This window comes from Streptomyces sp. NPDC048338, assembly GCF_043201055.1.
GTDB lineage: Bacteria > Actinomycetota > Actinomycetes > Streptomycetales > Streptomycetaceae > Streptomyces.
The window spans coordinates 66,520-92,123 of record NZ_JBICYQ010000008.1 but is presented as its reverse complement, the minus strand read 5'-3'; the positions used below and the strand labels follow the sequence as shown (position 1 = coordinate 92,123).

At 71.9% G+C, this 25,604-nt stretch carries 23 protein-coding genes; 12 read left to right on the top strand and 11 right to left on the bottom strand.

Going from position 1 to position 25,604, the window contains the following annotated elements; translation table 11 throughout:
• Positions 1-138 precede the first annotated feature (138 nt).
• Entirely contained in the window at positions 139-1,053 is a 915-nt protein-coding gene (locus tag ACGFZF_RS19700; protein WP_393555752.1) for a DUF1963 domain-containing protein, read from the bottom strand.
• Positions 1,054-1,185: 132 nt separating this feature from the next.
• Here ACGFZF_RS19700 and ACGFZF_RS19695 point away from each other — a divergent pair, with 132 nt between their 5' ends.
• The 3 genes from ACGFZF_RS19695 (at position 1,186) to ACGFZF_RS19685 (ending at position 3,528) form a co-directional block, all read left to right on the top strand.
• Entirely contained in the window at positions 1,186-2,349 is a 1,164-nt protein-coding gene (locus ACGFZF_RS19695) for an extracellular solute-binding protein (protein WP_393555750.1), read from the top strand.
• Positions 2,346-2,876: an HXXEE domain-containing protein gene (locus ACGFZF_RS19690; RefSeq protein ID WP_393555748.1), complete on the top strand. Its 531-nt coding sequence runs from the start codon at positions 2,346-2,348 to the stop codon at positions 2,874-2,876. Before ACGFZF_RS19695 ends, ACGFZF_RS19690 begins: the two co-directional genes overlap by 4 nt.
• 103 nt (positions 2,877-2,979) lie before the next feature.
• Positions 2,980-3,528, top strand: coding sequence for a hypothetical protein (locus ACGFZF_RS19685; RefSeq protein WP_393555746.1), 549 nt, complete (start codon positions 2,980-2,982; stop codon positions 3,526-3,528).
• Positions 3,529-3,593: 65 nt separating this feature from the next.
• Here the strand turns inward: ACGFZF_RS19685 and ACGFZF_RS19680 are convergent, their stop codons facing one another.
• The 6 genes from ACGFZF_RS19680 to ACGFZF_RS19655 all read right to left on the bottom strand — a co-directional run bounded on the left by ACGFZF_RS19680 (position 3,594) and on the right by ACGFZF_RS19655 (position 9,333).
• Complete coding sequence (locus ACGFZF_RS19680) at positions 3,594-4,769, bottom strand: serine hydrolase domain-containing protein (RefSeq protein ID WP_393555744.1); 1,176 nt, start codon at positions 4,767-4,769, stop codon at positions 3,594-3,596.
• A gap of 96 nt (positions 4,770-4,865) precedes the next feature.
• Positions 4,866-5,582 carry a response regulator gene (locus ACGFZF_RS19675; RefSeq protein ID WP_393555742.1) on the bottom strand — a complete coding sequence of 239 codons (717 nt, stop codon included), beginning with the start codon at positions 5,580-5,582 and terminating at the stop codon, positions 4,866-4,868.
• Entirely contained in the window at positions 5,579-6,739 is a 1,161-nt protein-coding gene (locus ACGFZF_RS19670) for a sensor histidine kinase (protein ID WP_393555740.1), read from the bottom strand. The genes ACGFZF_RS19675 and ACGFZF_RS19670 overlap by 4 nt, the downstream gene beginning before the upstream one ends.
• The gene (locus ACGFZF_RS19665) at positions 6,739-7,524 is read right to left on the bottom strand and encodes an SAM-dependent methyltransferase (protein WP_393555738.1); all 786 of its coding nucleotides are present in this window, start codon (positions 7,522-7,524) and stop codon (positions 6,739-6,741) included. The genes ACGFZF_RS19670 and ACGFZF_RS19665 overlap by 1 nt, the downstream gene beginning before the upstream one ends.
• Complete coding sequence (locus ACGFZF_RS19660; RefSeq protein ID WP_393555736.1) at positions 7,521-8,213, bottom strand: glycerophosphodiester phosphodiesterase; 693 nt, start codon at positions 8,211-8,213, stop codon at positions 7,521-7,523. The genes ACGFZF_RS19665 and ACGFZF_RS19660 overlap by 4 nt, the downstream gene beginning before the upstream one ends.
• A gap of 94 nt (positions 8,214-8,307) precedes the next feature.
• Positions 8,308-9,333: an adenosine deaminase gene (locus ACGFZF_RS19655; RefSeq protein WP_147979931.1), complete on the bottom strand. Its 1,026-nt coding sequence runs from the start codon at positions 9,331-9,333 to the stop codon at positions 8,308-8,310.
• A gap of 75 nt (positions 9,334-9,408) precedes the next feature.
• On the opposite strand from ACGFZF_RS19655, the gene ACGFZF_RS19650 reads away from it, so the two are divergent.
• Complete coding sequence (locus ACGFZF_RS19650; RefSeq protein ID WP_356779398.1) at positions 9,409-10,041, top strand: DUF4190 domain-containing protein; 633 nt, start codon at positions 9,409-9,411, stop codon at positions 10,039-10,041.
• A gap of 92 nt (positions 10,042-10,133) precedes the next feature.
• On the opposite strand, the gene ACGFZF_RS19645 is transcribed toward ACGFZF_RS19650, so the two are convergent.
• Complete coding sequence (locus tag ACGFZF_RS19645; RefSeq protein WP_393555733.1) at positions 10,134-10,685, bottom strand: NADAR family protein; 552 nt, start codon at positions 10,683-10,685, stop codon at positions 10,134-10,136.
• Between the two features lie 175 nt (positions 10,686-10,860).
• Here ACGFZF_RS19645 and ACGFZF_RS19640 point away from each other — a divergent pair, with 175 nt between their 5' ends.
• The 6 genes from ACGFZF_RS19640 to ACGFZF_RS19615 all read left to right on the top strand — a co-directional run bounded on the left by ACGFZF_RS19640 (position 10,861) and on the right by ACGFZF_RS19615 (position 18,084).
• On the top strand, positions 10,861-12,375 hold the full coding sequence (locus tag ACGFZF_RS19640; RefSeq protein WP_356604428.1) for a gamma-aminobutyraldehyde dehydrogenase: 1,515 nt from the start codon (positions 10,861-10,863) through the stop codon (positions 12,373-12,375).
• Positions 12,376-12,425: 50 nt separating this feature from the next.
• Complete coding sequence (locus tag ACGFZF_RS19635) at positions 12,426-13,673, top strand: PotD/PotF family extracellular solute-binding protein (protein ID WP_393555731.1); 1,248 nt, start codon at positions 12,426-12,428, stop codon at positions 13,671-13,673.
• 80 nt (positions 13,674-13,753) lie between these two features.
• Entirely contained in the window at positions 13,754-14,905 is a 1,152-nt protein-coding gene (locus ACGFZF_RS19630) for an ABC transporter ATP-binding protein (RefSeq protein ID WP_393555729.1), read from the top strand.
• The gene (locus tag ACGFZF_RS19625; protein ID WP_393555727.1) at positions 14,902-15,834 is read left to right on the top strand and encodes an ABC transporter permease; all 933 of its coding nucleotides are present in this window, start codon (positions 14,902-14,904) and stop codon (positions 15,832-15,834) included. Before ACGFZF_RS19630 ends, ACGFZF_RS19625 begins: the two co-directional genes overlap by 4 nt.
• Entirely contained in the window at positions 15,834-16,628 is a 795-nt protein-coding gene (locus tag ACGFZF_RS19620) for an ABC transporter permease (protein WP_356604420.1), read from the top strand. Before ACGFZF_RS19625 ends, ACGFZF_RS19620 begins: the two co-directional genes overlap by 1 nt.
• A 37-nt stretch (positions 16,629-16,665) precedes the next feature.
• Entirely contained in the window at positions 16,666-18,084 is a 1,419-nt protein-coding gene (locus tag ACGFZF_RS19615) for an NAD(P)/FAD-dependent oxidoreductase (RefSeq protein ID WP_393555724.1), read from the top strand.
• An 84-nt stretch (positions 18,085-18,168) separates the two neighbouring features.
• Here the strand turns inward: ACGFZF_RS19615 and ACGFZF_RS19610 are convergent, their stop codons facing one another.
• Complete coding sequence (locus ACGFZF_RS19610) at positions 18,169-20,502, bottom strand: MMPL family transporter (protein ID WP_393555722.1); 2,334 nt, start codon at positions 20,500-20,502, stop codon at positions 18,169-18,171.
• A 303-nt stretch (positions 20,503-20,805) separates the two neighbouring features.
• Here ACGFZF_RS19610 and ACGFZF_RS19605 point away from each other — a divergent pair, with 303 nt between their 5' ends.
• Both ACGFZF_RS19605 and ACGFZF_RS19600 read left to right on the top strand, forming a co-directional pair.
• The gene (locus tag ACGFZF_RS19605) at positions 20,806-21,330 is read left to right on the top strand and encodes a hypothetical protein (RefSeq protein WP_393555720.1); all 525 of its coding nucleotides are present in this window, start codon (positions 20,806-20,808) and stop codon (positions 21,328-21,330) included.
• Between the two features lie 214 nt (positions 21,331-21,544).
• Positions 21,545-23,350 carry a chitinase gene (locus ACGFZF_RS19600; RefSeq protein ID WP_393555718.1) on the top strand — a complete coding sequence of 602 codons (1,806 nt, stop codon included), beginning with the start codon at positions 21,545-21,547 and terminating at the stop codon, positions 23,348-23,350.
• On the opposite strand, the gene ACGFZF_RS19595 is transcribed toward ACGFZF_RS19600, so the two are convergent.
• Both ACGFZF_RS19595 and gabT read right to left on the bottom strand, forming a co-directional pair.
• Positions 23,316-24,077 carry a phosphatase PAP2 family protein gene (locus ACGFZF_RS19595; RefSeq protein WP_393555716.1) on the bottom strand — a complete coding sequence of 254 codons (762 nt, stop codon included), beginning with the start codon at positions 24,075-24,077 and terminating at the stop codon, positions 23,316-23,318. The two genes, ACGFZF_RS19600 and ACGFZF_RS19595, sit on opposite strands and share 35 nt — an antisense overlap.
• 88 nt (positions 24,078-24,165) lie before the next feature.
• Positions 24,166-25,500, bottom strand: a complete 1,335-nt coding sequence (gabT, locus tag ACGFZF_RS19590; protein WP_393555714.1) for a 4-aminobutyrate--2-oxoglutarate transaminase — start codon at positions 25,498-25,500, stop codon at positions 24,166-24,168.
• Between the last annotated feature and the right edge of the window lie 104 nt (positions 25,501-25,604).

Sequence of the window (25,604 nt, the reverse complement as noted above, 5' to 3'; positions counted from 1 at the left end):
GACGGGCGGTCGGGTTCCTCCCCGGCCGCCCGTCCGCGCGTCCGGACCGTGCGGGCGGTTCCCGCGGCCGGACCGGGCGCCGTCCCCGCGTCGGCACGGGGCGCGGGCCGGCGACCGGCCGCTCCGGGAGCCCTCGGCCTACGAACCGTCCGAGGCGTAGGAGAACGGCCGGTCGGGGCAGTGCCGGCAGTCGAAGACGTACAGGCCGCCCATGTCGCCGATCATCAGCCCCGGCGCCCGTTGGAGCGCCCGCCGGTCCTCGTACGGCAGATCCCGCACCGTGCCCTCCGCGGGCCGCTCCTCCAGCGGCAGCCAGGACCGCCACGAGGCACCGTCGAACTCGGCGCTGGAGACCGTCAGCAGATGTTCCGTGCGCCGCCCGCAGTCGGGGCAGTCCGGCCAGCGCGGCTCCTGGCACCAGGACGGCCAGCCGCCGACCTTGATCCCCTCCGCCACCGACAGGTGGTACCAGTACGACCAGCCCGTGCTCGCCTCCAGGGCCTCGAACCGGGCGTCCAGCGCGTCGTGCAGTTCCTCCGGCAGGTCCCACTGCGCGTACTCCGTCACCCGCTCCGGGTGCAGCACGCAGGGGTCGGGCAGGTAGTTCTCCCGGGCTCCGGGCGGCGGGGGAGGAGCCGGCAGGACGTCCTCGTCGGCGCCGCTGTCCCGCCAGTAGAGCTCGGGGCGCGGCGACCAGCCGAAGTCGTGCGCGTGGTAGAAGGGGCACCACAGCATCTGAAGCACGTCCGTGCCCTGGGGAAACGGCAGTTCGGGCACGTCGGGGGCGTACAGCTGGAGCACCGGGACGAGCGGCACCGGCCCGGGCCGCGGCACCGGGCTGTACTCGGTGCCCACGTGCTCGTCCTCGCAGTGCGGCCACGCCTCCGAGGCCGGCCACAGCAGCGGCCCGCCGACCGAACTGTCCAGCACGCCCGGCTCACCGCGGCGCGGATGCAGCCGTACGGCCTCCCGCCGGTAGGGGACCACCTCGGGGAAGAGCGCCTCCACGTCGACGGGGCGCGGCGGGGTCGTGCGGAGCGGGGCGTCGGCCATGGCGCACAACCTACGACGCCCCGTGATCGACAAGGTGTCGGGGCAGGGGCCGCGGGGGAGACGGAGCGTCCATTGCCCCGGCGCGGGGCGCAGGGGGAGGCTGCTCGGGTGAGAGCGACAGCGAGGAACACCATGTCCCGCCGGACCCTGCTGCGCGGACTCGGCGGCGCCGCGGGCCTGATGGCGACGGCCGGCTGCGGGGTGCCCGCCGCCTACGTGGAGCCCGGCCGCCGGTCCGGGCGCGACCTGTCCGCGCGCGACCGGGTCCTCGACTTCGCCAACTGGCCCCTGTACATCGACACCGACGACGACGACACGTCCAAGCGCCCCACACTCGACGCCTTCGCCGAGCGGACCGGGATCTCCGTCCGGTACACCGAGGAGATCAACGACAACGACGAGTTCTTCGGCAAGGTGAGCCCCGCGCTGATGAACCACCAGGAGACCGGCCGGGACCTGATCGTCGTCAGCGACTGGATGGCCGCGCGCTTCGTGCGGCTCGGCTGGGTGCAGGAGATGGACCGCTCCCGGCAGCCGAACATCACCCGGCACCTCGATCCGCAGCTGCGCGGCCCCGCCTTCGACGAGGGCCGGCTGCACAGCGTGCCCTGGCAGTCCGGGATCACCGGCATCGCCTACAACCGCCGGAAGCTGGGCCGGGAGATCCGCTCGACCAGGGACCTCTGGGCCGGCGACCTGCGCGGCCGGGTCACCCTGCTGTCCGGGCTCGACGAGTCCTTCGCCCTGCTGATGCAGGGCAACGGGGTGGACGTGACCCGCTGGACCGGCGACGACTTCCACGCGCTGTGCGAACAGGTCGAGGGGCTCGTACGGCGCAAGCACATCCGCCGCTTCACCGGGAACGACTACATCAAGGACCTCTCCACCGGCGACGTCCTGGCCTGTCAGGCCTACTCCGGGGACGTCATCCAGCTCCAGGCCGACAACCCCGACATCGAGTTCGTCGTCCCCGAGGAGGGTGCCGAGCTGTGGGCCGAGTCGCTGATGATCCCCAACCTCGCCTCGCACAAGGCCAACGCCGAGGCCCTGGTCGACTACTACTACGAGCCCGAGGTGGCCGCCGAACTGGCCGCCTGGGTCAACTACGTGTGCCCGGTGCCCGCCGCCCGTGACGTCCTCGCCGACTCCCGCGACGAGGAGCTGGCCGCTCTCGCCGAGGACCCGCTGATCTTCCCGGACGACGCGATGCGCCGGCGGCTCGCCATCGCCCGGGACATCACCTCCGAGGAGCGCGCCGGGTTCGCCAGGAGGTGGAACTCGATCGTCGGGCTGTGAGTTCCATCCTCGTGAACTCGACTGTGACGTATGGCCTGTTCGTCGCCTGGGCGCTGCACGACGCCGAGGAGCTCGCGCGTGGACCGCGCTGGGTCCGGGAGCGGCTGCCGGAGCTGCGCGAGCGGTTCCCCGAGGTGCCGGAGCCCGTCTGGAAGGCCATGGAGGGAGTGGACGAGCGGGAGTTCGCGGCCGCCGTCGCCGTGATGGGCGCCGTGGTCGCCGCCGCGGCCGTCGCGGGGGCACGCTCGAAGGGGCGGTCCGCCTTCTACCAGGCCGCGTTGAACGGCTTCGGGCTGCACGGGCTCGTCCACCTCGCCCAGGCCGCCGTGGTCCGCGGCTGCACGCCCGGCTCGGTCACCTCGCCGCTGCTCGTCGTCCCCTTCACGCTCTGGGCCAGGGGGCGGCTGAAGCGGGCGGGGGTCCTGCGGCCGGCCCGGGCGAGGGACGCCGTGACGGGACTCGCGGTGGCCGCGGGCGCCACCGTCGCCGCGCACACGGTGGCGCGGCGGGTGACCCGGCGCGGGTGAGCGGCCGACGGTGAAGGCCGGGTGATCGCGGGGGCGGCCGGCGTCCGGAGCTCAGGGGCGACCCGATTTTTGAACACGTTCATGAGGGGCGTAGGGTGCTGCCATGAGCGACACGAACGGGCCGAGAGCCCTCCTCAAGCGCATCCGCGTCTGGCTGGTCGTCTTCATCGTCTGCCTGGTGCTCAGCGGCCTCACCGCCTTCCCGCTGGTCACCGAACTCCACCTCGCCGAGAGCGCGCTGACGTCCTGGGCGAGCCCCGCCGCCGACCTCTTCCCCGGGCTGCTCGACTGGATCCGGCGGGTGCGCGTCGGCCTCGACACCGCCGACGCGGAGTACCCCTTCGTGCTGTACGGCACCGACTGGCTGGCCTTCGCCCACCTCGTCATCGCCGTCGCGTTCTACGGGCCCTACCGCGACCCGGTCCGCAACATCTGGGTCGTCGAGTTCGGCATGATCGCCTGCGCCGGCATCATCCCGCTCGCCCTGATCTGCGGACCGATCCGGGACATCCCCTTCTGGTGGTCGGTCATCGACATGTCGTTCGGTGTCGTCGGCGTGGTCCCACTGCTGGTCGTGCGGCGGATGATCAAGCGCCTGGAGGGCCTGACGGCCGCCCCGCCGACGACGCGGCCGGCGGCCGCGGTCTCCTGAGCCGCTGACGGGGGCGGCGGCGCCGGCCACCGGCCGACCCGCCGCCGCACCGGGACCGCCGGCGGTCAGGCGGAGGGCGGGCCGAAGGCCGCCACCATGAGGTTCAGCGCGACCCTGTTCATGTCCTGGCCCTTGGCGTCGGTGGAGTTCACGCTGTACACGAGGGTGCGCGAACCGTCCCGGGTCGAGGCGATCGCCGCGTTGTAGCCCCACCGGCCGCCCGTCTTGCCCCACACCTCCCTGCCGCCCAGCTTCTTCATCGACAGCCCCACCGAGTAGGCCGCCGGGGCGCCGGTCCTCGCGTCCGCGACCTTCGGCAGCGTGAACATCTCCTCCAGCAGCGGGCCGCGCACCACGTCGCCCCGGAACAGGGCCCGCGTGAAGCGCTCCAGATCGGCCGTGGTGGAGATGATGTCCCCGGCCGCCCAGCCGTCCGTCGTCCCCCACACCGTCACGTCCCGCAGCCCCGTCGTCCCGTCGGCCAGCCGCATCGTCTGGTAGCCGTGGTTGTGACGGCCGGCGATGTGCGGGTCGGCCCCCGGGAGGGACGTGCCCCGCAGGCCCAGCGGCCGGAGGACGCGGGCGGTGACCTGGTGCTCGTAGGAGTCGCCCGTCACGCGCTCGATCAGCAGGCCCGCGATCGTGTAGCCGATGTTGAGGTAGTGCTGCTTCGTCCCGGGCGCGAACTCCGGCTCCTTCGCCGTCGCCGAACGCACCGTCTCCCGGGGGTCGTGGACGTCGAAGCGGTGCGCGTACCACTCCTCGACGGTCTCGCCCGGGAAGTCCGGGGCCGGGATGCCGTGCGTGTGGTCGAGCAGCTGGCGGACGGTGACCGCGCCGTAGCGGGCGGGGACCAGGTCAGGCAGGTACGAGCGGGCCGTCCGGTCGAGGTCCAGCCGCCCCTCGGCGGCCAGCTGCAGGGCGACCGCCGCCGTGAAGACCTTCGTCACCGAACCGGCCCGGAAGCGGGCGCCGGGGTCGGCCGGGCGGCCGGTCCGCAGGTCGTGCACGCCCGAACTGCCCCGCCAGACGCCTTCGGTGCCGCCGGCCCGGACCAGAGCCGCCGTCGCGTCGGCCGTCGGCAGTCCGGCGATCGCCGCCTCCAGGGCCGGGCCCAGCGGCGGGGCGGACACCGCGAGGGCGGTGCCCGGGCCGGCGGCCACCGCCGGGACGACCGCCGGGCCCGCGGCGACCCCGAGGACCAGGGCGGCGGCGAGCAGGGTGCGGGTGGTGCGCTTCATGGTCAACTCCGTGGGTGCGAGCCGTTGTTCTCGATGGCTCCATCCTGCTGACCTGCGCCGTCGCGCGGATCGCCCGCACCGGCGGTCTTCCCCGGGTCAGTTCCTCCCCGACGCGGGGGAGTCCGCGCGCGCCCCGCCTCCCCCGGCCGGGGGAGCGGCCGTGCCGGCCGCGACCAGTCCGGTCTCGTACGCGCAGATCACCGCCTGGATCCGGTCGCGCAGCCCCAGCTTGGCGAGCACGTTCCCGACGTGCGTCTTGACCGTGTGGTCGCTGACCACCAGCTCCGCGGCGATCTCGGCGTTCGACAGACCGCGCGCGAGCAGCAGCAGCGTCTCGCGCTCACGCCCGGTCAGCGCGTCCAGGGCCGGATGGGTCCGGCGCGGCCGGACCGAGGGGCGGGTGTACTGCTCCACCAGCCGCCGCGCCACCGACGGCGCGAGCAGCGAGTCGCCCCGCGCCACGACCCGCACCGCGTGCACCAGGTCGTCCCGGCGCACGTCCTTCAGCAGGAAGCCGCTGGCGCCCGCGTGCAGCGCCTCGTACACGTACTCGTCGGAGTCGAAGGTCGTCAGCATCACCGTCCGGCAGTCGCTCCGCTCGCTGATCGCCCGGCAGGCCTCGATGCCGTCGGTCCGCGGCATCCGGATGTCGAGCAGCGCCACGTCCGGTGCGAGCCGGAGCACCGCCTCGACCGCCTCCGCGCCGTCGCCCGCCTCGGCGACGACCTCGATGTCCGGCTGGACGTCCAGGATCATCGCGAAGCCGCTGCGGACCAGTTCCTGGTCGTCCGCCACCACCACACGGATCGTCAACTCCCCACCTCCGCACCAGAGGTTACGGGGATCTCCACCCGCACCTCGAAGCCCCGGCCGCCCGGACCCGGACCGGTGACCGCCGTGCCGCCGTGGGCCGCCGCGCGCTCCCGTATGCCCACGAGACCGTGCCCGGCCGATCCCGGCTGGGCCCCGCGCCCGTCGTCCGACACCACGATCCCCAGGACACCCTCCGCGTACCTCAGCCGGACCGAGGCGCTGCGCGCGTGCGCGTGGCGGACCACGTTCGTCAGCGCCTCCTGCACGATCCGGTAGACGGTCGCCCCGGTCGCCGCGGACAGCGTCCGCACGCCGCCGGACGTCTCGTACCCGACGTCGAGCCCGCTGGCCCGCACCCGCTCCACCAGCTCGTGGAGCGCCGCGATGTCCGGCTGCGGAGCACGCGGGGAATCACCCGGACCGTCGCCCTCCCGCAGGACCCCCAGCATCCGGCGCAGCTGCGCCATCGCGTCCCGGCCGGTCTCGGAGATCGCGTCGAACGCGGCCTCCGCCCGGTCCGGAGCCGTCCGTACCGCCACCGGCCCGGCCTCGGCCTGCACGATCATCAGGCTCACCGCGTGCGACAGGATGTCGTGCATCTCCCGTGCGATCCTGGCCCGTTCGCGCGCCGCGGCCTGCTCGGCCTCGACCCGGTCCGCCCGCTGCCGGGTGACGGTCAGCCGGCCGAAGACGTAGGCCGCGGCGAAGACGAAGAGGGAGAAGGTCAGTTCCCGGGCCGACCGGGTGTTGAGCCAGACGGAGCACGGGACGGCGACGAGCATCAGCAGCGCGGTCACGAGCCGCTGCCACGGCGGGGCGAGCATCGCGATCGTGTAGACGATGACCAGGCCCGTGTAGGGCAGCGGCTGCCCCGGGCCCTCCAGGGCCAGCTGGTACACGCTGCCGGCGGCCAGGATCGCGAGCAGCACGGTCAGCGGCGCGCGGCGCCGCCAGACCAGCGGGACCACCATGAGCGTCGTCATGCCGTACGCCGGCCAGGTCGCCGGCTCCAGCTCGGCCGGCCGGGGCACCACGAACGGCAGCGTCATCGCCGCCTGCACCAGCAGCGCCAGCCCGATGTCGACCGCCCACGGGTTGGCCGCCCCCACCATCCGGGCCCGCTCCCACCGGTCCCGTACCTCCCCCCGCAGGTCCATTACGGCTTGCGGCCCACCGCGCCGAACTGCGCCACCTCGCTCGCCGGGGCGAACCGCCAGCTCGCGCACGAGACGATGCCCGGCTCCAGCACGTCGAGCCCCTCCAGCAGGGAGGCGAACTCGGCGCGGGTGCGGGCGGTGATCGGCGGGGTGGCGTTCTCGTTCCAGAACGCCATCGCCTCGGCGTTGCCCTCGCCGCCCAGGCCGGGCTCCAGGGTGGGGTGGGTCAGGACGAGGTGGCTGCCGGAGGGCACCGCGTCCATCAGGGTCCGCACGATGCCGCGGACCTCGTCCGTGTCCAGCACGAAGTTGAGGATGCCGAGCATCATCACCGCGACCGGCCGCGACAGGTCCAGGGTCCGCGCCGCCGCCTCCAGGATCCGTTCCGGCTGCCGCGCGTCCGCGTCGACGTACTCGGTGACGCCCTCCGGGGCGCTGGTCAGCAGGGCCCGGGCGTGCGTCAGGACGATCGGGTCGTTGTCGACGTAGACGACGCGGGAGTCCGGCGCGACGCGCTGGGCGACCTCGTGGGTGTTGTCGGCCGTCGGCAGGCCCGTGCCGATGTCCAGGAACTGGCGGACGCCCGCCTCGCCGGCCAGGTGGGTCACCACCCTGCCGAGGAACGCCCGGTCCGCGCGGGCGACTTCGCCGATGCTCGGGTAGAAGCCGGTGACCTGGTCGCCGACGGCCCGGTCCACCGGGTAGTTGTCCTTGCCGCCCAGCCAGTAGTTCCACACGCGGGCGTTGTGCGCGACGTCGGTACGGATCCTGTCGGTCCCGGTCACCTCGGAGCACCCCTTCGCAGTTCGGCGACGAGGGCGTCCACCCGGTTGGTGGTGATGGAGTCCACGCCGTGCGCGATCAGCTTACGCATGGAGTGCCGGGTGTCCGCCGTCCAGGCCGAGACCAGGTAGCCGTCCCTGTGCACCTTGTCCACCAAGGCCCGACTCAGAAGCCCGAAACGGTAGTTGAGCCAGCGCGGCCGGACCGCCTCGAGCAGCGCGGTCCGCGGCGGGGCCAGCGACGTCCACGTCAGCGCGATCTCGGCGGACGGGTCCGCGGCCCGCACGTGGAGCATGGCGACGCCGCCCGCGCAGTAGAGGACCCGCTCGGAGGCGCCGCACTCCCGGACGATGCCGACGACGGTGCGGACGGAGCCCTCGTCGCCGCCCGGCAGATCGATCATCAGCCGGCGCGAGCCGGCCGCGATCAGCGCCTCGCGCAGCGTGGGGATCTCGTCATAGGTCATGTCGCGGACCTGTTCCAGGGTGAGATCGGCCAGCGCGACGTCGTGGCCCCACAGCCGTTTCAGCCCGTCGTCGTGCAGCAGGACGGGCACGCCGTCCTCGGTGAGCCGGACATCGATCTCGACGGTGTCCGCGCCCCCCTCGATCGCCGAGACGATCGAGGGGACGGTGTTCTCCCGCACGCGGTACGGGTCGCCGCGGTGGCCTACGACAGTGACGTGGTCCATGCGGCCATTGTCGCGGCATCCACGGCCGGGCGTCCGGACCCGACGGGGTGCGCGCGGCGGCCGGCGCCCTCCCGGGGGACCGGTGGGCGGAGGGTCAGCGGGACAGCCACTTCTCGGTGTAGTCGTCGATCTCCGCGGCCAGCCGGGCCTTGCCGGCCGGGTCGAGGAAGGAGGCCTCGACCGCGTTCTTGGCGAGGGCCGCCAGGCCCCGCTCGTCGAGCTCCAGCAGACGGGCGGCGACCGCGTACTCGTTGTTCAGGTCCGAACCGAACATCGGCGGGTCGTCGCTGTTGATCGTCACCAGGACGCCGGCCTTCACCATCTCCTTGACCGGGTGCTCGTCCAGGTCCAGGACCGCCCGGGTGGCGATGTTCGAGGTCGGGCAGACCTCCAGCGGGATCCGGTGCTCGGCAAGGTACTTCAGCAGCTCGGGGTCCTGCACGGCGCTGGTGCCGTGGCCGATGCGCTCGGCGCCGAGCTCGTTCAGCGCGTCCCAGATGGTCTCGGGGCCGGTCGTCTCGCCGGCGTGCGGGACGGAGTGGAGGCCGGCCGCGATCGCCCGGTCGAAGTACGGCTTGAACTGCGGGCGCGGGACGCCGATCTCCGGGCCGCCGAGCCCGAAGGCGACGAGGCCCTCGGGGTGCAGGTCGACGGCGAGGCGGGCGGTCTCTTCGGCGGCCTCCAGTCCGGCCTCGCCGGGGATGTCGAAGCACCAGCGCAGCACGACGCCCAGCTCGGCCTCGGCGGCCCGGCGGGCGTCCTCGATGGCGTCCATGAAGGCGCGCTCGTCGATGCCCCGGCGGGTCGAGCTGTACGGGGTGATCGTCAGCTCGGCGTACCGGATGTTCTGGCGGGCCATGTCACGGGCGACCTCGTAGGTCAGCAGCCGGACGTCCTCCGGGGTGCGGATCAGGTCCACGACGGACAGGTAGACGTCGATGAAGTGGGCGAAGTCGGTGAACACGAAGTAGTCGACGAGGGCCTCGGGGTCCGTGGGGACCTTGGAGTCCGGGTGTCGGGCGGCCAGTTCCGCGACGATCCGGGGAGAGGCGGAGCCGACGTGGTGGACGTGCAGCTCTGCTTTGGGAAGCCCCGCGATGAAGGGGTGGAGATCGGTCATCGGGACATCGTAGGCCGGGCCGTTCGCCTGTCGGGGGGAGGTCGTAGCATGACGTGACCACGATGGGGGAGGCCCATGTCTGACAACAGCGACCAGCCGCAGGGCGGGTACGACCCGGCGGACCCGTGGGCTCCGCCGAACCGCGACGGCGTGGAATTGAGCAAGCCGTCGCCCTCGCCGGCGACACCGCCGGTGCCGCACGTGCACGACCAGCCGACGATGACGTCGATGCCGACCGGCGAGGTGCCGCCGCCTCCGGTCGCTCCGGGCGGCTACGGCTACCCCACCGCGCCGACCCCGCCGGTCACCCCGGCGACGTCGGGCTACGGGTACCCCGGCTACCCGTCCTACGGCGGCGGCGGGGGCTACGGGCAGCCCGGCTGGCAGCAGCAGCCGTCGAACGGCATGGGCACGGCCTCGATGGTGCTCGGCATCATCGCGACCGCCGGCTTCTGCCTGTACGGCCTGGGGGCGATCCTCGGCATCCTGGCGCTGATCTTCGGCGTCATCGGCCTCAAGAAGGCGGGCCGGGGCGAGGCGACGAACCGGGGCATGGCGATCGCGGGCATCGTGCTCGGCGCGATCGGCACGCTCGTGAGCGCGGTGTTCCTGGGCTTCATCATCTGGGCGATCGCCCAGGACTCCTCGTCCTTCGACGACGAGGACGACCCGTTCGCGACGCACCTGGTCGTGGAGACGCGCCGCTAGGGCCAGTCCGGAGCGAAGGGCGCGTGATCGCCGATCACGCGCCCTCGGCATGTGCGGCGGACCCTCGCCCCGGCCGCTTCTCCACGCCCCGGTCACACCCCCGTGCGCAGGCGCTCCCGGGCCTCCATCAGGGCGAAGCCCAGCAGGTTCAGGCCGCGCCAGCGCGCCGGGTCCTTGGCCCGGGCGTCGTCCGCGGCCAGGCCGATGCCCCAGATGCGGTCCAGCGGGCTGGCCTCCACCAGGACCCGGCCGCCCGTGCCGAGGAGGTATCCGCGCAGCGCCTCGTCCGACGAGAACTTGTGGACGCTGCCCTCCACCACGATCCCGAAGCGCTCCCGCTCCCACACCGCGTCGTCGAAGCCGCGCACCAGCCGCCCGGCGTTCTTCGCCTGCGCGGGCGTCGCGGCGTCCAGCGCGGCCCGCTCGGCCTCCGGGTCCCCGAAGAGCCGTGCCTTCGACGCCATCATCCAGTGCTCCGCCGTCGCGTAGCGCACGCCGTCGACCTCGAAGGGTGACGGCCACCACTGGCTCAGGCAGCTCGCCGAGAGCCGGCCGTCCGGCATCGGCCGGTGCCCCCAGAAGAGCAGCCACTTCACACGTTCACCCCTGCTGACCTGCTCCGTCAGCTGTTCCAGATTCCCCATGCACGCGAGTCTGACAGCCGCCACGGACACTCCGTACGCTGAAATGACCGACCCCTCGACACTTGGTCGACCGATTCCGTCGCGTAACCAAAAGGCAACAACGGAATCACTTGTTGGACGGTTGTCCCTCTGTCAGGATCGGCACTCAATTCGATCTGGAACAACGGAGAGCGTCATGGGCAACCGCTTCCAGGCAACGGACCGCTTCGCGGACGGCGCGCAGTACATCGGCGGGCGTCTGCGGCCCGGAACCTCAGGTCAGGAGCACAGCGTCGTCGACCCGGCGACGGGCGAGCGCGTGTTCACCTACGAACTCGCGTCCACCGCGGACGTGGACGCCGCCGTGGCCGCCGCGCGGGACGCCTTCCCGGGCTGGTCCGGGGCGACCCCGGGCGAGCGCTCGGACGCCCTGCACCGCTTCGCCGGCGTCCTGGCCGAGCAGGCCGACGACCTCGCCCGCGCCGAGTCGCTCCAGTGCGGCAAGCCCGTCAAGCTCACCACCGAGTTCGACGTCCCGGGCACCGTCGACAACACCGCCTTCTTCGCGGGGGCGGCCCGCCACCTCCAGGGCCAGTCGGCCGGCGAGTACAGCGGCGACCACACCTCGTACGTACGCCGCGAGGCGATCGGCGTCGTCGGCTCCATCGCCCCGTGGAACTACCCGCTCCAGATGGCCGCCTGGAAGGTCCTGCCGGCCATCGCCGCCGGCAACACGATCGTCCTCAAGCCGGCCGAGCTCACCCCCCTGACCTCGCTGATGTTCGCCCAGGCGGCCACCGAGGCCGGGATCCCCGACGGCGTCGTCAACATCGTCACCGGCGCCGGCCGCACCACCGGCGAGCACCTCGTCGGCCACCCCGACGTGGCCATGACCTCGTTCACCGGCTCCACCCCCGTCGGCCGGCGCGTCGCCGAGATCGCCACGGCCACCGTCAAGCGCCTCCACCTCGAACTCGGCGGCAAGGCCCCCTTCGTGGTCTTCGACGACGCCGACCTGGAGGCCGCCGCCCACGGCGCCGTCGCCGCCTCGCTCATCAACAGCGGCCAGGACTGCACCGCCGCCACCCGCGCCTACGTCCAGCGTCCGCTCTTCGACGCCTTCGTCGCGCGCGTCGCCGAACTGATGGAGACCGTCCGTCTCGGCGACCCCTTCGACCCCGCCACCGACCTCGGGCCGCTCGTCAGCCACGTGCACCGCGACCGCGTCGCCGCGTTCGTCGACCGCGCCCGCGGCTACGCCACCGTCGTCACCGGCGGCGAAGCGCCGGGCGGTGACCTCAAGGCCGGCGCGTACTATCGTCCGACCTTGATCACCGGCGCCGCGCAGGACAGCGAGGTCGTGCAGTCGGAGATCTTCGGTCCGGTCCTGGTGGCCCTGCCCTTCGACGGCGACGACGAGGGCATCCGGCTCGCCAACGACACCCCGTACGGCCTCGCCGCCTCCGCATGGAGCCGCGACGTCTTCCGGGCGAACCGCGCCACCCGCGAGCTCAGGGCGGGCTGCGTGTGGATCAACGACCACATCCCGATCATCAGCGAGATGCCGCACGGCGGCTACAAGGCCTCCGGGTTCGGAAAGGACATGTCGTCGTACTCCTTCGAGGAGTACACGCAGGTCAAGCACGTGATGTACGACAACACAGCGGTCGCCGCGAAGGACTGGCACCGCACGATCTTCGGGGACCGATAGCAGCCTGTCGCCCGACCAGCGGCGAACACCATCCCGAAAGGGCACAGCGCATGGAGCAGTACGAGCCCGACAGCCTGTCCGCGGCGCAGCTGGCCGCGATGCGGCGCAGCCTCACCAGCGGCCGGGGCGCCCTCAGCCGCCGTTCGATGCTGCGCGCCGGCGGTGTCGGTGCGCTCACCATCGGCTCACTGGCCGGTCTGAGCGCCTGCGGGATCCCGCCGGCGAAGCGGGAGGACAAGGGGCCCGCCTCCACGGACTTCTCGGCCAAGGAGAGGCAGGTCGCCTTCTCCAACTGGACCGAGTACATGGACGTCAGCGAGGACGAGAAGTCCCGCCCCACCCTGGAGGCCTTCGCCAAGCGCACCGGGATCAAGGTCAAGTACACCGAGGACATCAACGACAACGTCGAGTTCTTCGGCAAGATCAAGCCGCAGCTCGCGGCGGGCCAGGACACCGGCCGTGACCTGATATGCGTCACGGACTGGCTCGCCGCCCGGATCATCCGGCTCGGCTGGGCGCAGAAACTGGACCCGGCCAACCTGCCCAACGCCTACGCGAACCTGTCCGCGCAGTTCCGGCGCCCCGACTGGGACCCGGGCCGCTCGTACTCGTACCCGTGGACCGGTATCTCCACGGTCATCGCGTACAACTCCAAGGCGACCGGCGGGAAGAAGGTCGACTCCGTCACCCAGCTGCTCGACGACCCCGCCCTCAAGGGCCGGGTCGGCTTCCTCACCGAGATGCGCGACTCGGTCGGCATGACCCTGCTCGACATGGGCAAGGACCCGGGCGCGTTCACCGACGCCGACTACGACGCGGCGATCGGGCGGCTCCAGAAGGGCGTCGACAAGAAGCAGATCCGCCGCTTCACCGGCAACGACTACACCTCCGACCTGGACAAGGGCGACATCGCCGCCTGTCTCGCCTGGGCCGGCGACATCATCCAGCTCCAGGCCGACAACCCGGACATCAAGTTCTCCATCCCGTCGGCCGGCTACATCACCTCCAGCGACAACCTGCTGGTCCCCGCCCAGTCGCGGCACAAGACCAACGCCGAGAAGCTCATCGACTACTACTACGAGCTTCCGGTCGCCGCCCAGCTGGCCGCCTACATCAACTACGTCTGCCCGGTCGACGGGGTGAAGGACGAGCTCGCCAAGATCGACCCGGAGCTCGCCGCCAACACGCTGATCCTCCCCGACAAGGCCATGGCCGCGAAGTCGCACGCCTTCCGCTCGCTCACCAGCGCGGAGGAGACGGCGTACGAAGAGAAGTTCGCCAAGCTCATCGGCGCCTGAGCGCGTGCGCCGAGTCCGGCGCACGCGCCCGCAGGCCATGTACGCCGTCCACTCCTCACCACGACCTGGGACCGCAACCCATGACTGACACGAACACCGGCGGCGATGTCCGTCTCACCGGGATCAGCAAGACCTACGGCTCCTTCCACGCCGTCCGGCCGCTCGACCTGACCGTTCCGCAGGGCTCGTTCTTCGCCCTCCTCGGCGCCTCCGGCTGCGGCAAGACCACCACCCTGCGGATGATCGCCGGGCTGGAGGACCCCACCACCGGCACGGTCTTCCTCGGCGACAAGGACGTCACCGACCTGCCGCCGTACAAGCGGCCGGTCAACACCGTCTTCCAGTCCTACGCGCTCTTCCCGCACCTGGACATCCAGGAGAACGTCGCCTTCGGTCTGCGCCGGCGCGGCATCAAGTCGGTGAAGAAGCAGGTCGCCGACATGCTCGACCTCGTCCAGCTCGGCGACAAGGCCCGGCACAAGCCGCACCAGCTCTCCGGTGGCCAGCAGCAGCGCGTCGCCGTGGCCCGCGCGCTCATCAACCACCCGCAGGTGCTGCTCCTCGACGAGCCGCTCGGCGCCCTCGACCTCAAGCTGCGCCGCCAGATGCAGCTGGAGCTCAAGCGGATCCAGACCGAGGTCGGCATCACCTTCATCCACGTCACCCACGACCAGGAGGAGGCCATGACGATGGCCGACCAGGTCGCGGTGATGAACGGCGGCCGGGTCGAGCAGCTCGGCGCCCCCGCGGACCTGTACGAGAACCCGCGGACCACGTTCGTCGCGAACTTCCTCGGCACCTCCAACCTGATCGAGGCCGAGGTCGCCGAGAGCGGCGGCGCGGACCTCGTCGTCACGGCCGGCGGCGGCAAGCTCCGACTGCCCGCCGAGCGCTGTTCGGCGACGGTCCGCACCGGCGGCAAGGTCCTCGTCGGCGTCCGCCCCGAGAAGATCTCGCTCGCCCACGCCGACGACGCGGGGTCGATACCCGACGGCCGCAACAGGGTCACCGGCCGGATCGCCGACTCCTCCTTCATCGGCGTCTCCACGCAGTACGTGGTGAACAGCCCGGCGGGCGCGGAGCTGCAGGTCTACGAGCAGAACATCGAGCGGGACGCCCGCCTCGTCCCCGGGGCCGAGGTCGTCCTGCACTGGAACCCGGCGCACACCTTCGGCCTGGACGCCTCTCAGGACATCGACGCGGGCGTGGAGACGGTGGAGGACGCCGGATGAGCACCTCCACCCTGACGAAGGAGGAAGCGGCGCCGGTCGAGGAACCGGTGACGCGCAAGCCCTCCACCCGCAAGCGGCTCGTCCCGTACTGGCTGCTGCTGCCCGGCATCATCTGGCTGCTCGTCTTCTTCGCGCTGCCGATGGTCTACCAGGCGTCGACCTCCGTGCAGACCGGCTCCCTGGAGAAGGGCTTCGAGGTCACCTGGCACTTCCAGACCTACTGGGACGCCTTCCAGGAGTACTGGCCGCAGTTCGTCCGCTCCCTGCTCTACGCCGGCACGGCCACGCTGCTCTGCCTGCTCCTCGGGTACCCGCTGGCCTATCTGATCGCGTTCAAGGCCGGCCGCTGGCGGAACCTGCTGCTGGTCCTGGTGATCGCGCCGTTCTTCACCAGCTTCCTCATCCGGACCCTGGCGTGGAAGACGATCCTCGCGGACGACAGCATCGTGGTCGACGCGCTGAACGCCCTGCACCTCCTGGACGTGACCAGCTGGCTCGGCTGGACCGAGGGCGACCGGGTCCTGGCCACCCCGATGGCGGTCGTCTGCGGTCTGACCTACAACTTCCTGCCGTTCATGATCCTTCCGCTCTACACCTCGCTGGAGCGGATCGACGGCCGGCTCCACGAGGCCGCGCAGGACCTGTACGCCTCACCCGCGACGACTTTCCGGAAGGTGACGTTCCCGCTCTCCATGCCGGGCGTCGTCTCGGGCACCCTGCTCACCTTCATCCCGGCCAGCGGCGACTACGTCAACGCCGAACTGCTGGGCTCCACCGACACCAAGATGGTCGGCAACGTCATCCAGTCGCAGTTCCTCCGGGTGCTCGACTACCCGACGGCGGCCGCGCTGTCCTTCATCCTCATGGCGATCGTGCTGGTCATGGTCACCGTCTACATCCGCCGCGCCGGAACGGAGGATCTCGTCTGATGCGCTGGATACGACAGCACCTGGTCGTCATCGCGGGCCTGCTGACGCTCGCGTACCTGATCCTGCCGAACATCGTCGTGATGGTGTTCTCGTTCAACAAGCCGAACGGGCGCTTCAACTACGCCTGGCAGAAGTTCTCGCTGGACGCCTGGAAGGACCCGTGCGGCGTCGCCGACATGTGCGGCTCGCTCTCCCTGTCGCTCCAGCTGGCCGCCTGGGCGACGCTGGGCGCCACCGTCCTCGGCACGATGATCGCCTTCGCGCTGGTCCGCTACCGGTTCCGGGCGCGCGGCGCGATCAACTCGCTGATCTTCCTGCCGATGGCGATGCCCGAGGTCGTCATGGCCGCCTCGCTGCTCACGCTCTTCCTCAACATGGGCGCCGAGCTGGGCTTCTGGACGGTCCTGATCGCCCACATCATGTTCTGCCTGTCCTTCGTCGTCACCGCCGTCAAGGCCCGCGTGATGTCGATGGACCCGCGCCTGGAGGAGGCCGCCCGCGACCTCTACGCCGGCCCGGTGCAGACCTTCGTCCGGGTGACGCTGCCGATCGCCGCCCCCGGCATCGCGGCCGGCGCGCTGCTCGCCTTCGCGCTCTCGTTCGACGACTTCATCATCACCAACTTCAACGCGGGCTCCACCGTCACGTTCCCCATGTTCGTCTGGGGTTCGGCACAGCGCGGCACGCCCGTCCAGATCAACGTCATCGGCACGGCGATGTTCATCATTGCCGTACTGGTGGTGGTAGCCGGTCAGATCGTCACGAACCGGCGCCGCAAGGCGGCAGCACAGTGAGCACGACCCCGAGCACGCCCTGAAGGAGTTGGAAACCATGGCCCCAGACGCCATGCGTACCGCTGCACGATCTCTCTCGGACGCCCAGCCCGTCCCCTTCTGGCTGGAAGACCCCGGCAAGCCCGGCGCCCTCCCCGCCCTCACCGGCACGGAGAACTGCGACCTCCTCGTGGTCGGCGGCGGCTACAGCGGCCTGTGGACCGCACTTCTCGCCAAGGAGCGGGAGCCGGAGCGGGACGTCGTTCTGATCGAGGGGCGCGAGGTGGGCTGGGCCGCCTCGGGTCGCAACGGTGGCTTCTGCGCCGCCTCCCTCACCCACGGGTTCGGCAACGGGCTCGCCCGCTGGCCGGACGAGCTGGCCACGCTGGAGGGGCTCGGCGAGCGCAACCTCGACGCCATCGAGGCGGCGGTCGCCCGCTACTCCCTCGACTGCGACTTCGAGCGCACCGGCGAGATCGACGTCGCCACCGAGCCGCACCAGGTCCAGGAGCTCGCCGAGGTCCACGAGACGGCCCGCCGGCTCGGCCTGGGCGACGGACTCGAACTCCTCGACCGGGACGCGGTCCGCGCGGAGGTCGACTCCCCGACCTTCCTCGGCGGCCTCTGGGACCGCCGCGGAGTCGCCATGCTCAACCCGGCGAAGCTCGCCTGGGGGCTGAAGCGGGCCTGCCGGGAGCTGGGCGTACGGATCTTCGAGAACACGCCCGGCCTGGAACTGGTCCCCGTCGGCGCCGGCATGGGCGTGCGCACCCCGTACGGCCGGATCGTCGCCCGCCGGGTCGCGCTGGGCACGAACGTCTTCCCGTCGCTGGTCAAGCGGGTCCGGCCCTACACCGTCCCGGTCTACGACTACGCCCTGACGACCGAGCCGCTCAGCCCCGGACAGCTCGCCTCCATCGGCTGGAAGAACCGGCAGGGGCTCGGGGACAGCGCCAACCAGTTCCACTACTTCCGCATCACCGCCGACGACCGGATCCTGTGGGGCGGCTACGACGCGATCTACCCCTTCGGCGGGCGGATGAACGCGGCGATGGACCACCGCCCCGAGACGTACCTCAAGCTCGCCGAGCACTTCTTCCAGTGCTTCCCGCAGCTGGAGGGACTCCGCTTCAGCCACGCCTGGGGCGGCGCGATCGACACCTGCTCCCGCTTCTCGGCGTTCTTCGGCACCGCCCACCGCGGCAAGGTCGCCTACGCGGCCGGGTTCACCGGCCTCGGCGTCGGCGCCACCCGGTTCGGCGCGGACGTGATGCTCGACCTCCTCGCGGGGGAGCGCACGGAGCGGACGGACCTGGAGATGGTGCGCTCCAAGCCGCTGCCGTTCCCGCCCGAGCCGATCGCCTGGGCGGGCATCGGCATCACCAAGTGGTCGCTGGCCCGCGCCGACGAGAACGGCGGCCGGCGCAACCTGTGGCTGAAGGCGATGGACCGCCTGGGGCTGGGCTTCGACAGCTAGATCCTGTCCGGGCGGTGTCGGCCCCGGACGGGCCCGGGTTCCACCACCGGCGGGACACCTCGCGTGCGAGGTGCCCCGCCGGGGTCACGGCGCGGGCCGCGACCCCGCCCCGCCCGTGCCTCCCGCGGCGGCCAGTTCGCCCTCGCCCTCGGTGTCCACGTGCGGCAGGATCCGGTCCAGCCAGCGGGGGGTCCACCAGGCCCGCTCGCCGAGCAGGGTCATCACGGCGGGCACCAGCAGCAGACGCGCGATCGTCGCGTCGATCAGCACGCTCGCGGCCAGGCCGAGTCCCATCATCTTGATCACGATGTTGTCGCTGACGATGAACGCGGCGAAGACGCTGACCATGATGAGCGCCGCGCAGGTGATGACGCGGGCCGTGATCTCCAGGGCGTGCGCCACGCTCGCCTTGGCGTCGCCGGTGCGCAGCCAGGCCTCGTGCACGCGGGACAGCAGGAAGATCTCGTAGTCCATGCTCAGACCGAAGACGATGGCGAACATCATCATCGGCACGTAGCTCTCGATGGGGACGTCGCCGGACACCCCGAGCGCCGGCCCGCCCCAGCCCCACTGGAAGACGGCGACGACGACGCCGTACGAGGCGGCGATGGACAGCAGGTTCAGCAGCGCGGCCTTGAGGGCGACGAGCGGCCCCCGGAAGACCACCAGGATGACCAGGAAGGCCAGGCCCACGACCACGACGATGATGAGCGGGAGGCGGCTGGAGACGATGTCGAGGAAGTCGATCTGCGCGGCCGTGGTCCCGGTGACGTACGTGGCCGCCGTCGTGCCGCTGACCGCCTGCGGGAGGACGTCGTCGGACAGGTGGTTGGTCAGCGACGTGGTGAGCTCGTCCTGCGGGGCGGCCACCGAGTAGGCCGTGGCGATCAGGACGTCGCCGTCCGAGGTCGGGGTGAGCGGGGTGATCAGGGCGGCGTTCGGTACCCCGGTGAGCGCCTTCTGCGCCTGGCTCGCCAGCGCGGACCGGTCGGCCGCCGGGACCGAGGTCTGGTCGATGACCAGGGTCAGCGGTCCGTTGGAGCCCGGCCCGAAGGCCGAGGACATCAGGTCGAACGCCCGCCGGTCCGTGAACGACTTGGGATCCGCGCCGTCGCCGATGTGTCCGAGCTGGATGAAGAACAGCGGGATGGAGAGCACGGCGAGGATGACGACGCCCGCGGTCAGGAACCACCAGGGGCGGCGCTCCACACGCAGGGCGTAGCGGTGCCAGGTGCCCTGGGCCTCGTCCCCCTCGGCCTGGGGCTCGACCTCGGCCACCGGCTTGCGCAGGTGGAGCCGGTCGATGTGGCGCCCGATCAGGCCGAGCATCGCCGGGACGAGGGTGAGCGCGCCGATGACGGCCGTGACCACGGTGGAGGTCGCGGCCAGGCCGAGCAGGCCGATGAAGCTCAGTCCGGACACCCACAGCCCCGACAGGGCGATGACGACCGTGCAGCCCGAGACGAGGACGGCCCGGCCGCTGGTCGCGGTCGCCATCCCGGCCGCGGCCACCGGATCCATGCCGTTCATCAGGAGTTGCCGGTGCCGGGTGATCAGGAAGAGGGCGTAGTCGATGCCGACGCCGATGCCGATCATCGTCGCCAGCGTGGGGGAGACGGTGGCGAAGGTCCACACGGCGGCGAGGAGGCCGAGCACGGAGAGGCCGCAGAGGGCCGCGACCAGCGCGGTGACCAGGGGCAGCACGGCGGCGATCAGGCTGCCGAAGCCGATGATGAGCACGATGATCGCGACCGCGAAGCCGATGGTCTCGCTGACCCGGTCGTCGGGCTCGGGCCGGGCCAGCTCGCCCAGCGAGCCGCCGTACTCGACCTCGACCCCGGCGGAGCGCAGCGGCTGGACGGCGGCGTCCACGCCGGCCAGGTAGCCGTCGCCGAGGGTGCCGGGCTGGACGTCGAAGCGGACCGTGATGTACCCGGTCTTGCCGTCGGTCGACAGGGGGCCGACGTTCGGGGTGCCCGGCGGCGGGGTCGGCGGCTGCGTGCCCGGCGCGGGCAGCGGACTCGTGGCGTTCAGGACGTGGGGCAGCTTCTGCAGCGACTCCACGGCGGACGAGACCTGGTCGCTCACGTCGGTGAGCGGCTTGGCGCCGTCGTACAGCACCACCTGGGAGCTGTAGCCGCCGGCGGCGGGCTCGTGCGCGCGCAGCACGTCGAGTCCCTCCTGGGACTGGGTGCCCGGCAGCGAGTAGTTGTCGGAGTACTCGCCGCCGAAGGCGTTCTTGAGCGCCAGCAGGGCGACGAGCGCCACGACCCAGGCGACCAGCACGATCACGAAGTGACGGGCGGACCACTCGCCCATCCGCCGCAGCAGGCCCTTGCCGGAGCGAGGGCTCTTCCCGGCGGCCGGGGCACCCCCCGGCGTGCCGTGCGAGGGGTCCGAGGACTGCGGGAACGGCATGGGTACTCCCGTGGCGAGGACGGCGGAGGAGGGGGAGGGGCCGAGGCGGGCGGTGTCGTGGCGGACACGCGGAGGCTCATGGGAACACGCCTGGCCGGACGGGTGGCGGAGCCGCCGACCCGGTCCCGCGCCGTCCACCCGAACGGGCGCGTCCACTCGGATGCGCGCCGGGGGCGCACCCCGCGGGACGGGAGATGATCCAGTTCCCCCTGAATCCGTGACCCGAACCCGCGTAATGATCGTCACCTTCCGCGCTCTCCCGTGTGCGGACACCGTGTCCGCACAGTGAGGAGGCCGTTGACGATGACCGGTTCGGGGGCCAGGACCGCGGTGGAGTGGCTGGCGTCGGTGGCGCCGGATCCCGACGCGTGCCGGTGGGAATGGGAGCGCAACCCGCTCGGGGTGGCGCTGCTGCCCGCCGGCCGGCGCTGGGACGTGCTGATCCTGCCGGGGGAGTTGGGCTACCCCACGCTCGACGTGCTGACCCGGCTCGTGGACCGGCCGGGGCCGGTCCTGGCCGACTTCGGCGACGCCCGCACGGGATTCTTCGTGCCGCCCGGCACGGCCGCCCGCTGGCTCGGGACGGGGGTGCGCGGAGCGGGCCTCGGCACGTGGATGGCCGTGCCGTACCCGGGTCGCGTCGCGGGCGGGATGCGCTGGCTGGTGGCTCCGGACGGCACCGGGACCCTGACGGACGCCGCGCTCCTGGAACTGGCGATGCACGAGGCGGCGGGCCGGCTGGCCGGAGAGGGCAGGGAGATCCGAGAGGTCGGGGGACCCGGGGCGCGCGGGGGAGCCGGGGAGGCCGGTGCGGGACCCGGGCGCTGAGGGTTGTCCGGCGGGTCGCGTGTTCCGGGGGCGGCGGCCCGCCCCCGGCGGCGACCGCCGCCGATCCCGACCGCCGCTCCCGCCCGCGACCGCCGCCGCTCCCCGGGGACCGGCGCGGGCGGCGCCGTACCGGGCAGAGGTCTTGACCACTTGATTGGTCTGGACCATGCTGTGGCGCGCTCCCACGTCGATTCCCCCACCCCCGGAGGCAGTTGTGGACCGCTCCCGACCCCTTGTCCTCGCGCTGGCGGGCGTGCTCGCCGCCGGCGGACTCGTCGCCCTGACCCCCGCCGCCCAGGCGGCCGACACCGAACTCGCCCGCAACGGCGGCTTCGAGTCCGGCCTGGACGGCTGGAGTTGCACGGCCGGCAGTGGGGCCGTCGTCTCGTCACCCGTCCACGGCGGTACGAAGGCCCTGCTGGCCACGCCGGCGGGCAGCGACCGCGCCCAGTGCTCCCAGACCGTCACCGTCGCCCCGAACTCCGCCTACGCGCTGAGCGGTTGGGTCCGTGGCAGCTACGTGTACCTCGGCGCTTCCGGTACCGGCACCACCGACGTGTCGACCTGGACCCAGTCCGCCCCCGACTGGCAGCGCCTGTCGACCACCTTCACCACCGGTCCGTCGACGACCTCGGTGACGATCTACACCCACGGCTGGTACGGCACCGGCGGCTACCACGTCGACGACCTGAGCCTGACCGGACCCGGCGGCACCCCCGTCGGGATCCCCGCCGCGCCCACCGGCCTCACGGCCGGCTCGCCGACGTCGTCGAGCGTCCCGCTGAGCTGGTCGGCCTCCTCCGGGGCCACCTCGTACCACGTCTACCAGGGCGGAACGAAGATCCTCACGGTCTCCGGAACCTCGGCCACGGTCACCGGACTTGCCGCCTCCACCACGTACGGCTTCCGCGTCACCGCCGCGAACAGCGCCGGCGAGTCGCCCGCGTCGGCGACCGTCACGGCCACCACGACCAGCGGCGGAGGCGGCGGCAACCCGGGCCAGCTGCCCACCCACGCCCTGGTCGGCTACCTCCACGCCAGCTTCGCCAACGGCTCCGGCTACACCCGCATGGCCGACGTCCCCGACTCGTGGGACGTCATCAACCTCGCCTTCGGCGAGCCGACCTCGGTGACCTCCGGTGACATCCGCTTCAGCCTCTGCCCGGCCACCGAGTGCCCTGGCGTCGAGTCGCCGGCCGAGTTCAAGGCGGCGATCAAGGCCAAGCAGGCCGCGGGCAAGAAGGTCCTCATCTCCATCGGCGGCCAGAACGGCCAGGTCCAGCTCTCCACCACGGCCGCCCGCGACGCCTTCGTCTCCTCCGTCTCGAAGATCATCGACGAGTACGGCCTCGACGGCCTGGACATCGACTTCGAGGGCCACTCCCTCTCGCTGAACACCGGCGACACCGACTTCCGCAGCCCCACCAGCCCGGTGATCGTCAACCTCGTCTCCGCGGTCAAGACCCTCAAGGCCAGGTACGGCGCGAAGTTCGTCCTGACGATGGCCCCGGAGACCTTCTTCGTCCAGCTCGGCTACCAGTACTACGGCTCCGGCCCCTGGGGCGGCCAGGACCCGCGCGCCGGCGCCTACCTCCCGGTCATCCACGCCCTGCGCGACGACCTCACCCTGCTCCACGTGCAGGACTACAACTCGGGCTCCATCATGGGCCTCGACAACCAGTACCACTCCATGGGCGGCGCGGACTTCCACATCGCCATGACCGACATGCTCCTCACCGGCTTCCCGGTCGCCGGCGACACCTCCCGGGTCTTCCCGGCGCTCCGTCCCGACCAGGTCGCCATCGGCCTCCCCGCCTCCGTGAACGCGGGCAACGGCCACACCAGCCCGGCCGAGGTGAACAAGGCGCTGAACTGCCTGACCAGGAAGACCGACTGCGGCAGCTACCAGACCCACGGCACCTGGCCCGGCCTGCGCGGCCTGATGACCTGGTCGATCAACTGGGACCGGTTCAACAACGGGGAGTTCAGCCGGAACTTCGACGCGTACAACTGGAGCTGACGGTCAGGATCAGCACTCCCAGGCAGAGGCTGGCCAGCACGTCCAGCGGCCAGTGGTAACCCCGCAGGACCAGCCCCACGCCCGTCGCCGCCGTCAGCACGGCGGCGACGGGCAGCAGCCGGCGCGAGACCAGGAACGCCGCGCCGAAGTAGGCCACCATCGCCGTCGCCGTGTGCCCCGAGGGGTAGTAGCCGGCGGCCCACGGCTCCAGCGGGCCCGGGCGGGCGGTCCACTCCTTCAGCGGGATCACCAGGACCGGGACGAGGACCATCGCGAGGCCCGCGTACAGGGCCGCGGCGCGCCGTCCCCGCCAGGCCGCGTACGCCATCGCGCACCCGAGTACCGGCAGGGCCACCGTCATGTTGCCGAGATCGGCGCCCAGTTCGGCCAGGCCGCGCGGAACCGTGCCGACCAGCGGACGGGAGACGCGTTCGTCCATGCGGGCCAGCGGCCCGTCGACCAGGACCTGCCACGTGACGAGGGCGAGCAGCACGAGCGCACAGAAGAAAGTCGGCCGTCCCGGAACAGGGGGGGTGGTTCCGGGGCGGCCGACGGGATCGGGCTGCCGCGCGCCCCGGGGGGTGTGGGGCGGGCGGCCATCCGATCGGTGAGGAGTTCCGGAGCCAGAGGCTCCAGTGGTGTGCGCGAGGGCACGGCCGGGGCGGGGCTGGGGTTGCATCGTCCCGGAGTCGCTCGCAGATCCCTGCGGGCGGGGTGTTTCTCTCATCTGCGAAGACCGTACGTCAGAGAAAGGGGGGCCGACAGCCGGATCGCCATCCCGCCATCGGCCCCCCACAGCTTCTTCACACGGTACGTCAGATCTGTGCGAACGCGTTCTCGATGATGTCGAGTCCCTCGTTCAGCAGATCGTCGCCGATGACCAGCGGCGGCAGGAAGCGGAGCACGTTGCCGTACGTGCCACAGGTCAGGACCAGCAGGCCCTCGGCGTGGCAGGCCTTCGCCAGCGCGCCCGCGGCCTCCGGGTTCGGCTCCTTGGTGGCGCGGTCCTTCACCAGCTCGATGGCGATCATCGCGCCACGGCCGCGGATGTCGCCGATGGCGTCGAACTTCTCGGCCATCGCCGTCAGGCGGGCCTTCATGAGCGACTCGATGTGCGCGGCCTTGGCGTTGAGGTCGAGCTCCTTCATCGTCTCGATCGCGCCCAGCGCACCGGCGCAGGCCACCGGGTTGCCGCCGTAGGTGCCGCCCAGGCCGCCGCCGTGCACGGAGTCCATCATCTCGGCGCGGCCGGTGACGGCGGCGAGCGGGAGACCGCCCGCGATGCCCTTGGCGGTCGTGATCAGGTCGGGGACGATGCCCTCGTCCTCACAGGCGAACCACTGGCCGGTGCGGCAGAAGCCGGACTGGATCTCGTCCGCGACGAAGACGATGCCGTTGTCGTTGGCGAACTTCACGATCGCCGGCAGGAAGCCCTTGGCCGGCTCGATGAAGCCGCCCTCGCCGAGGACCGGCTCGATGATGATCGCGGCGACGTTCTCGGCGCCGATCTGCTTGGTGATGTTGTCGATCGCCTGGGCCGCGGCCTCGGGGCCGCAGTTCTCCGGGCCGGTGGGCCAGCGGTAGCCGTAGGCGACCGGCACGCGGTAGACCTCGGGGGCGAACGGGCCGAAGCCCTGCTTGTACGGCATGTTCTTCGCCGTCAGCGCCATCGTGAGGTTCGTGCGGCCGTGGTAGCCGTGGTCGAAGACGACGACGGCCTGGCGCTTGGTGTACGAACGCGCGATCTTGACGGCGTTCTCGACGGCCTCGGCGCCGGAGTTGAACAGCGCGGACTTCTTGGCGTGGTCGCCCGGGGTCAGCTCGGCGAGCGCCTCGCAGACCTCCACGTAGCCCTCGTACGGCGTCACCATGAAACAGGTGTGCGTGAAGTCGGCGAGCTGGGCGGCGGCACGGCGCACCACGGCCTCGGCGGAGGCGCCGACCGAGGTCACGGCGATGCCGGAGCCGAAGTCGATCAGACGGTTGCCGTCGACGTCCTCGATGATGCCGCCGCCGGCCCTGGCGGTGAACACGGGAAGCACGGAGCCCACGCCACCGGCGACCGCGTCGAGGCGGCGGGCCTGAAGCTCCTGCGACTTCGGGCCGGGAATTGCGGTGACGACGCGGCGCTCCTGCGGAAGGGCGGTCATGCGGGGCTCCTGGGGGTGTTCTGGACGCACTGTGTGGGTTTCTTCCGCAGGCTAGGCGCGCGGGAGGGGTACGGGCATGCGCCGATAGGGAGTGTTGGGGGGCC

Coding starts and splice junctions, on each gene's coding strand:
- gabT (WP_393555714.1), bottom strand. CDS start 25,500: ATGACCGCCCTTCCGCAGGAGCGCCGCGTCGTCACCGCAATTCCCGGC.
- ACGFZF_RS19655 (WP_147979931.1), bottom strand. CDS start 9,333: ATGACCGATCTCCACCCCTTCATCGCGGGGCTTCCCAAAGCAGAGCTG.
- ACGFZF_RS19635 (WP_393555731.1), top strand. CDS start 12,426: ATGGAGCAGTACGAGCCCGACAGCCTGTCCGCGGCGCAGCTGGCCGCG.
- ACGFZF_RS19650 (WP_356779398.1), top strand. CDS start 9,409: ATGTCTGACAACAGCGACCAGCCGCAGGGCGGGTACGACCCGGCGGAC.
- ACGFZF_RS19660 (WP_393555736.1), bottom strand. CDS start 8,213: ATGGACCACGTCACTGTCGTAGGCCACCGCGGCGACCCGTACCGCGTG.
- ACGFZF_RS19630 (WP_393555729.1), top strand. CDS start 13,754: ATGACTGACACGAACACCGGCGGCGATGTCCGTCTCACCGGGATCAGC.
- ACGFZF_RS19645 (WP_393555733.1), bottom strand. CDS start 10,685: ATGGGGAATCTGGAACAGCTGACGGAGCAGGTCAGCAGGGGTGAACGT.
- ACGFZF_RS19680 (WP_393555744.1), bottom strand. CDS start 4,769: ATGAAGCGCACCACCCGCACCCTGCTCGCCGCCGCCCTGGTCCTCGGG.
- ACGFZF_RS19685 (WP_393555746.1), top strand. CDS start 2,980: ATGAGCGACACGAACGGGCCGAGAGCCCTCCTCAAGCGCATCCGCGTC.
- ACGFZF_RS19615 (WP_393555724.1), top strand. CDS start 16,666: ATGGCCCCAGACGCCATGCGTACCGCTGCACGATCTCTCTCGGACGCC.
- ACGFZF_RS19695 (WP_393555750.1), top strand. CDS start 1,186: ATGTCCCGCCGGACCCTGCTGCGCGGACTCGGCGGCGCCGCGGGCCTG.
- ACGFZF_RS19605 (WP_393555720.1), top strand. CDS start 20,806: ATGACCGGTTCGGGGGCCAGGACCGCGGTGGAGTGGCTGGCGTCGGTG.
- ACGFZF_RS19610 (WP_393555722.1), bottom strand. CDS start 20,502: ATGCCGTTCCCGCAGTCCTCGGACCCCTCGCACGGCACGCCGGGGGGT.
- ACGFZF_RS19625 (WP_393555727.1), top strand. CDS start 14,902: ATGAGCACCTCCACCCTGACGAAGGAGGAAGCGGCGCCGGTCGAGGAA.
- ACGFZF_RS19620 (WP_356604420.1), top strand. CDS start 15,834: ATGCGCTGGATACGACAGCACCTGGTCGTCATCGCGGGCCTGCTGACG.
- ACGFZF_RS19700 (WP_393555752.1), bottom strand. CDS start 1,053: ATGGCCGACGCCCCGCTCCGCACGACCCCGCCGCGCCCCGTCGACGTG.
- ACGFZF_RS19640 (WP_356604428.1), top strand. CDS start 10,861: ATGGGCAACCGCTTCCAGGCAACGGACCGCTTCGCGGACGGCGCGCAG.
- ACGFZF_RS19595 (WP_393555716.1), bottom strand. CDS start 24,077: ATGAGAGAAACACCCCGCCCGCAGGGATCTGCGAGCGACTCCGGGACG.
- ACGFZF_RS19670 (WP_393555740.1), bottom strand. CDS start 6,739: ATGGACCTGCGGGGGGAGGTACGGGACCGGTGGGAGCGGGCCCGGATG.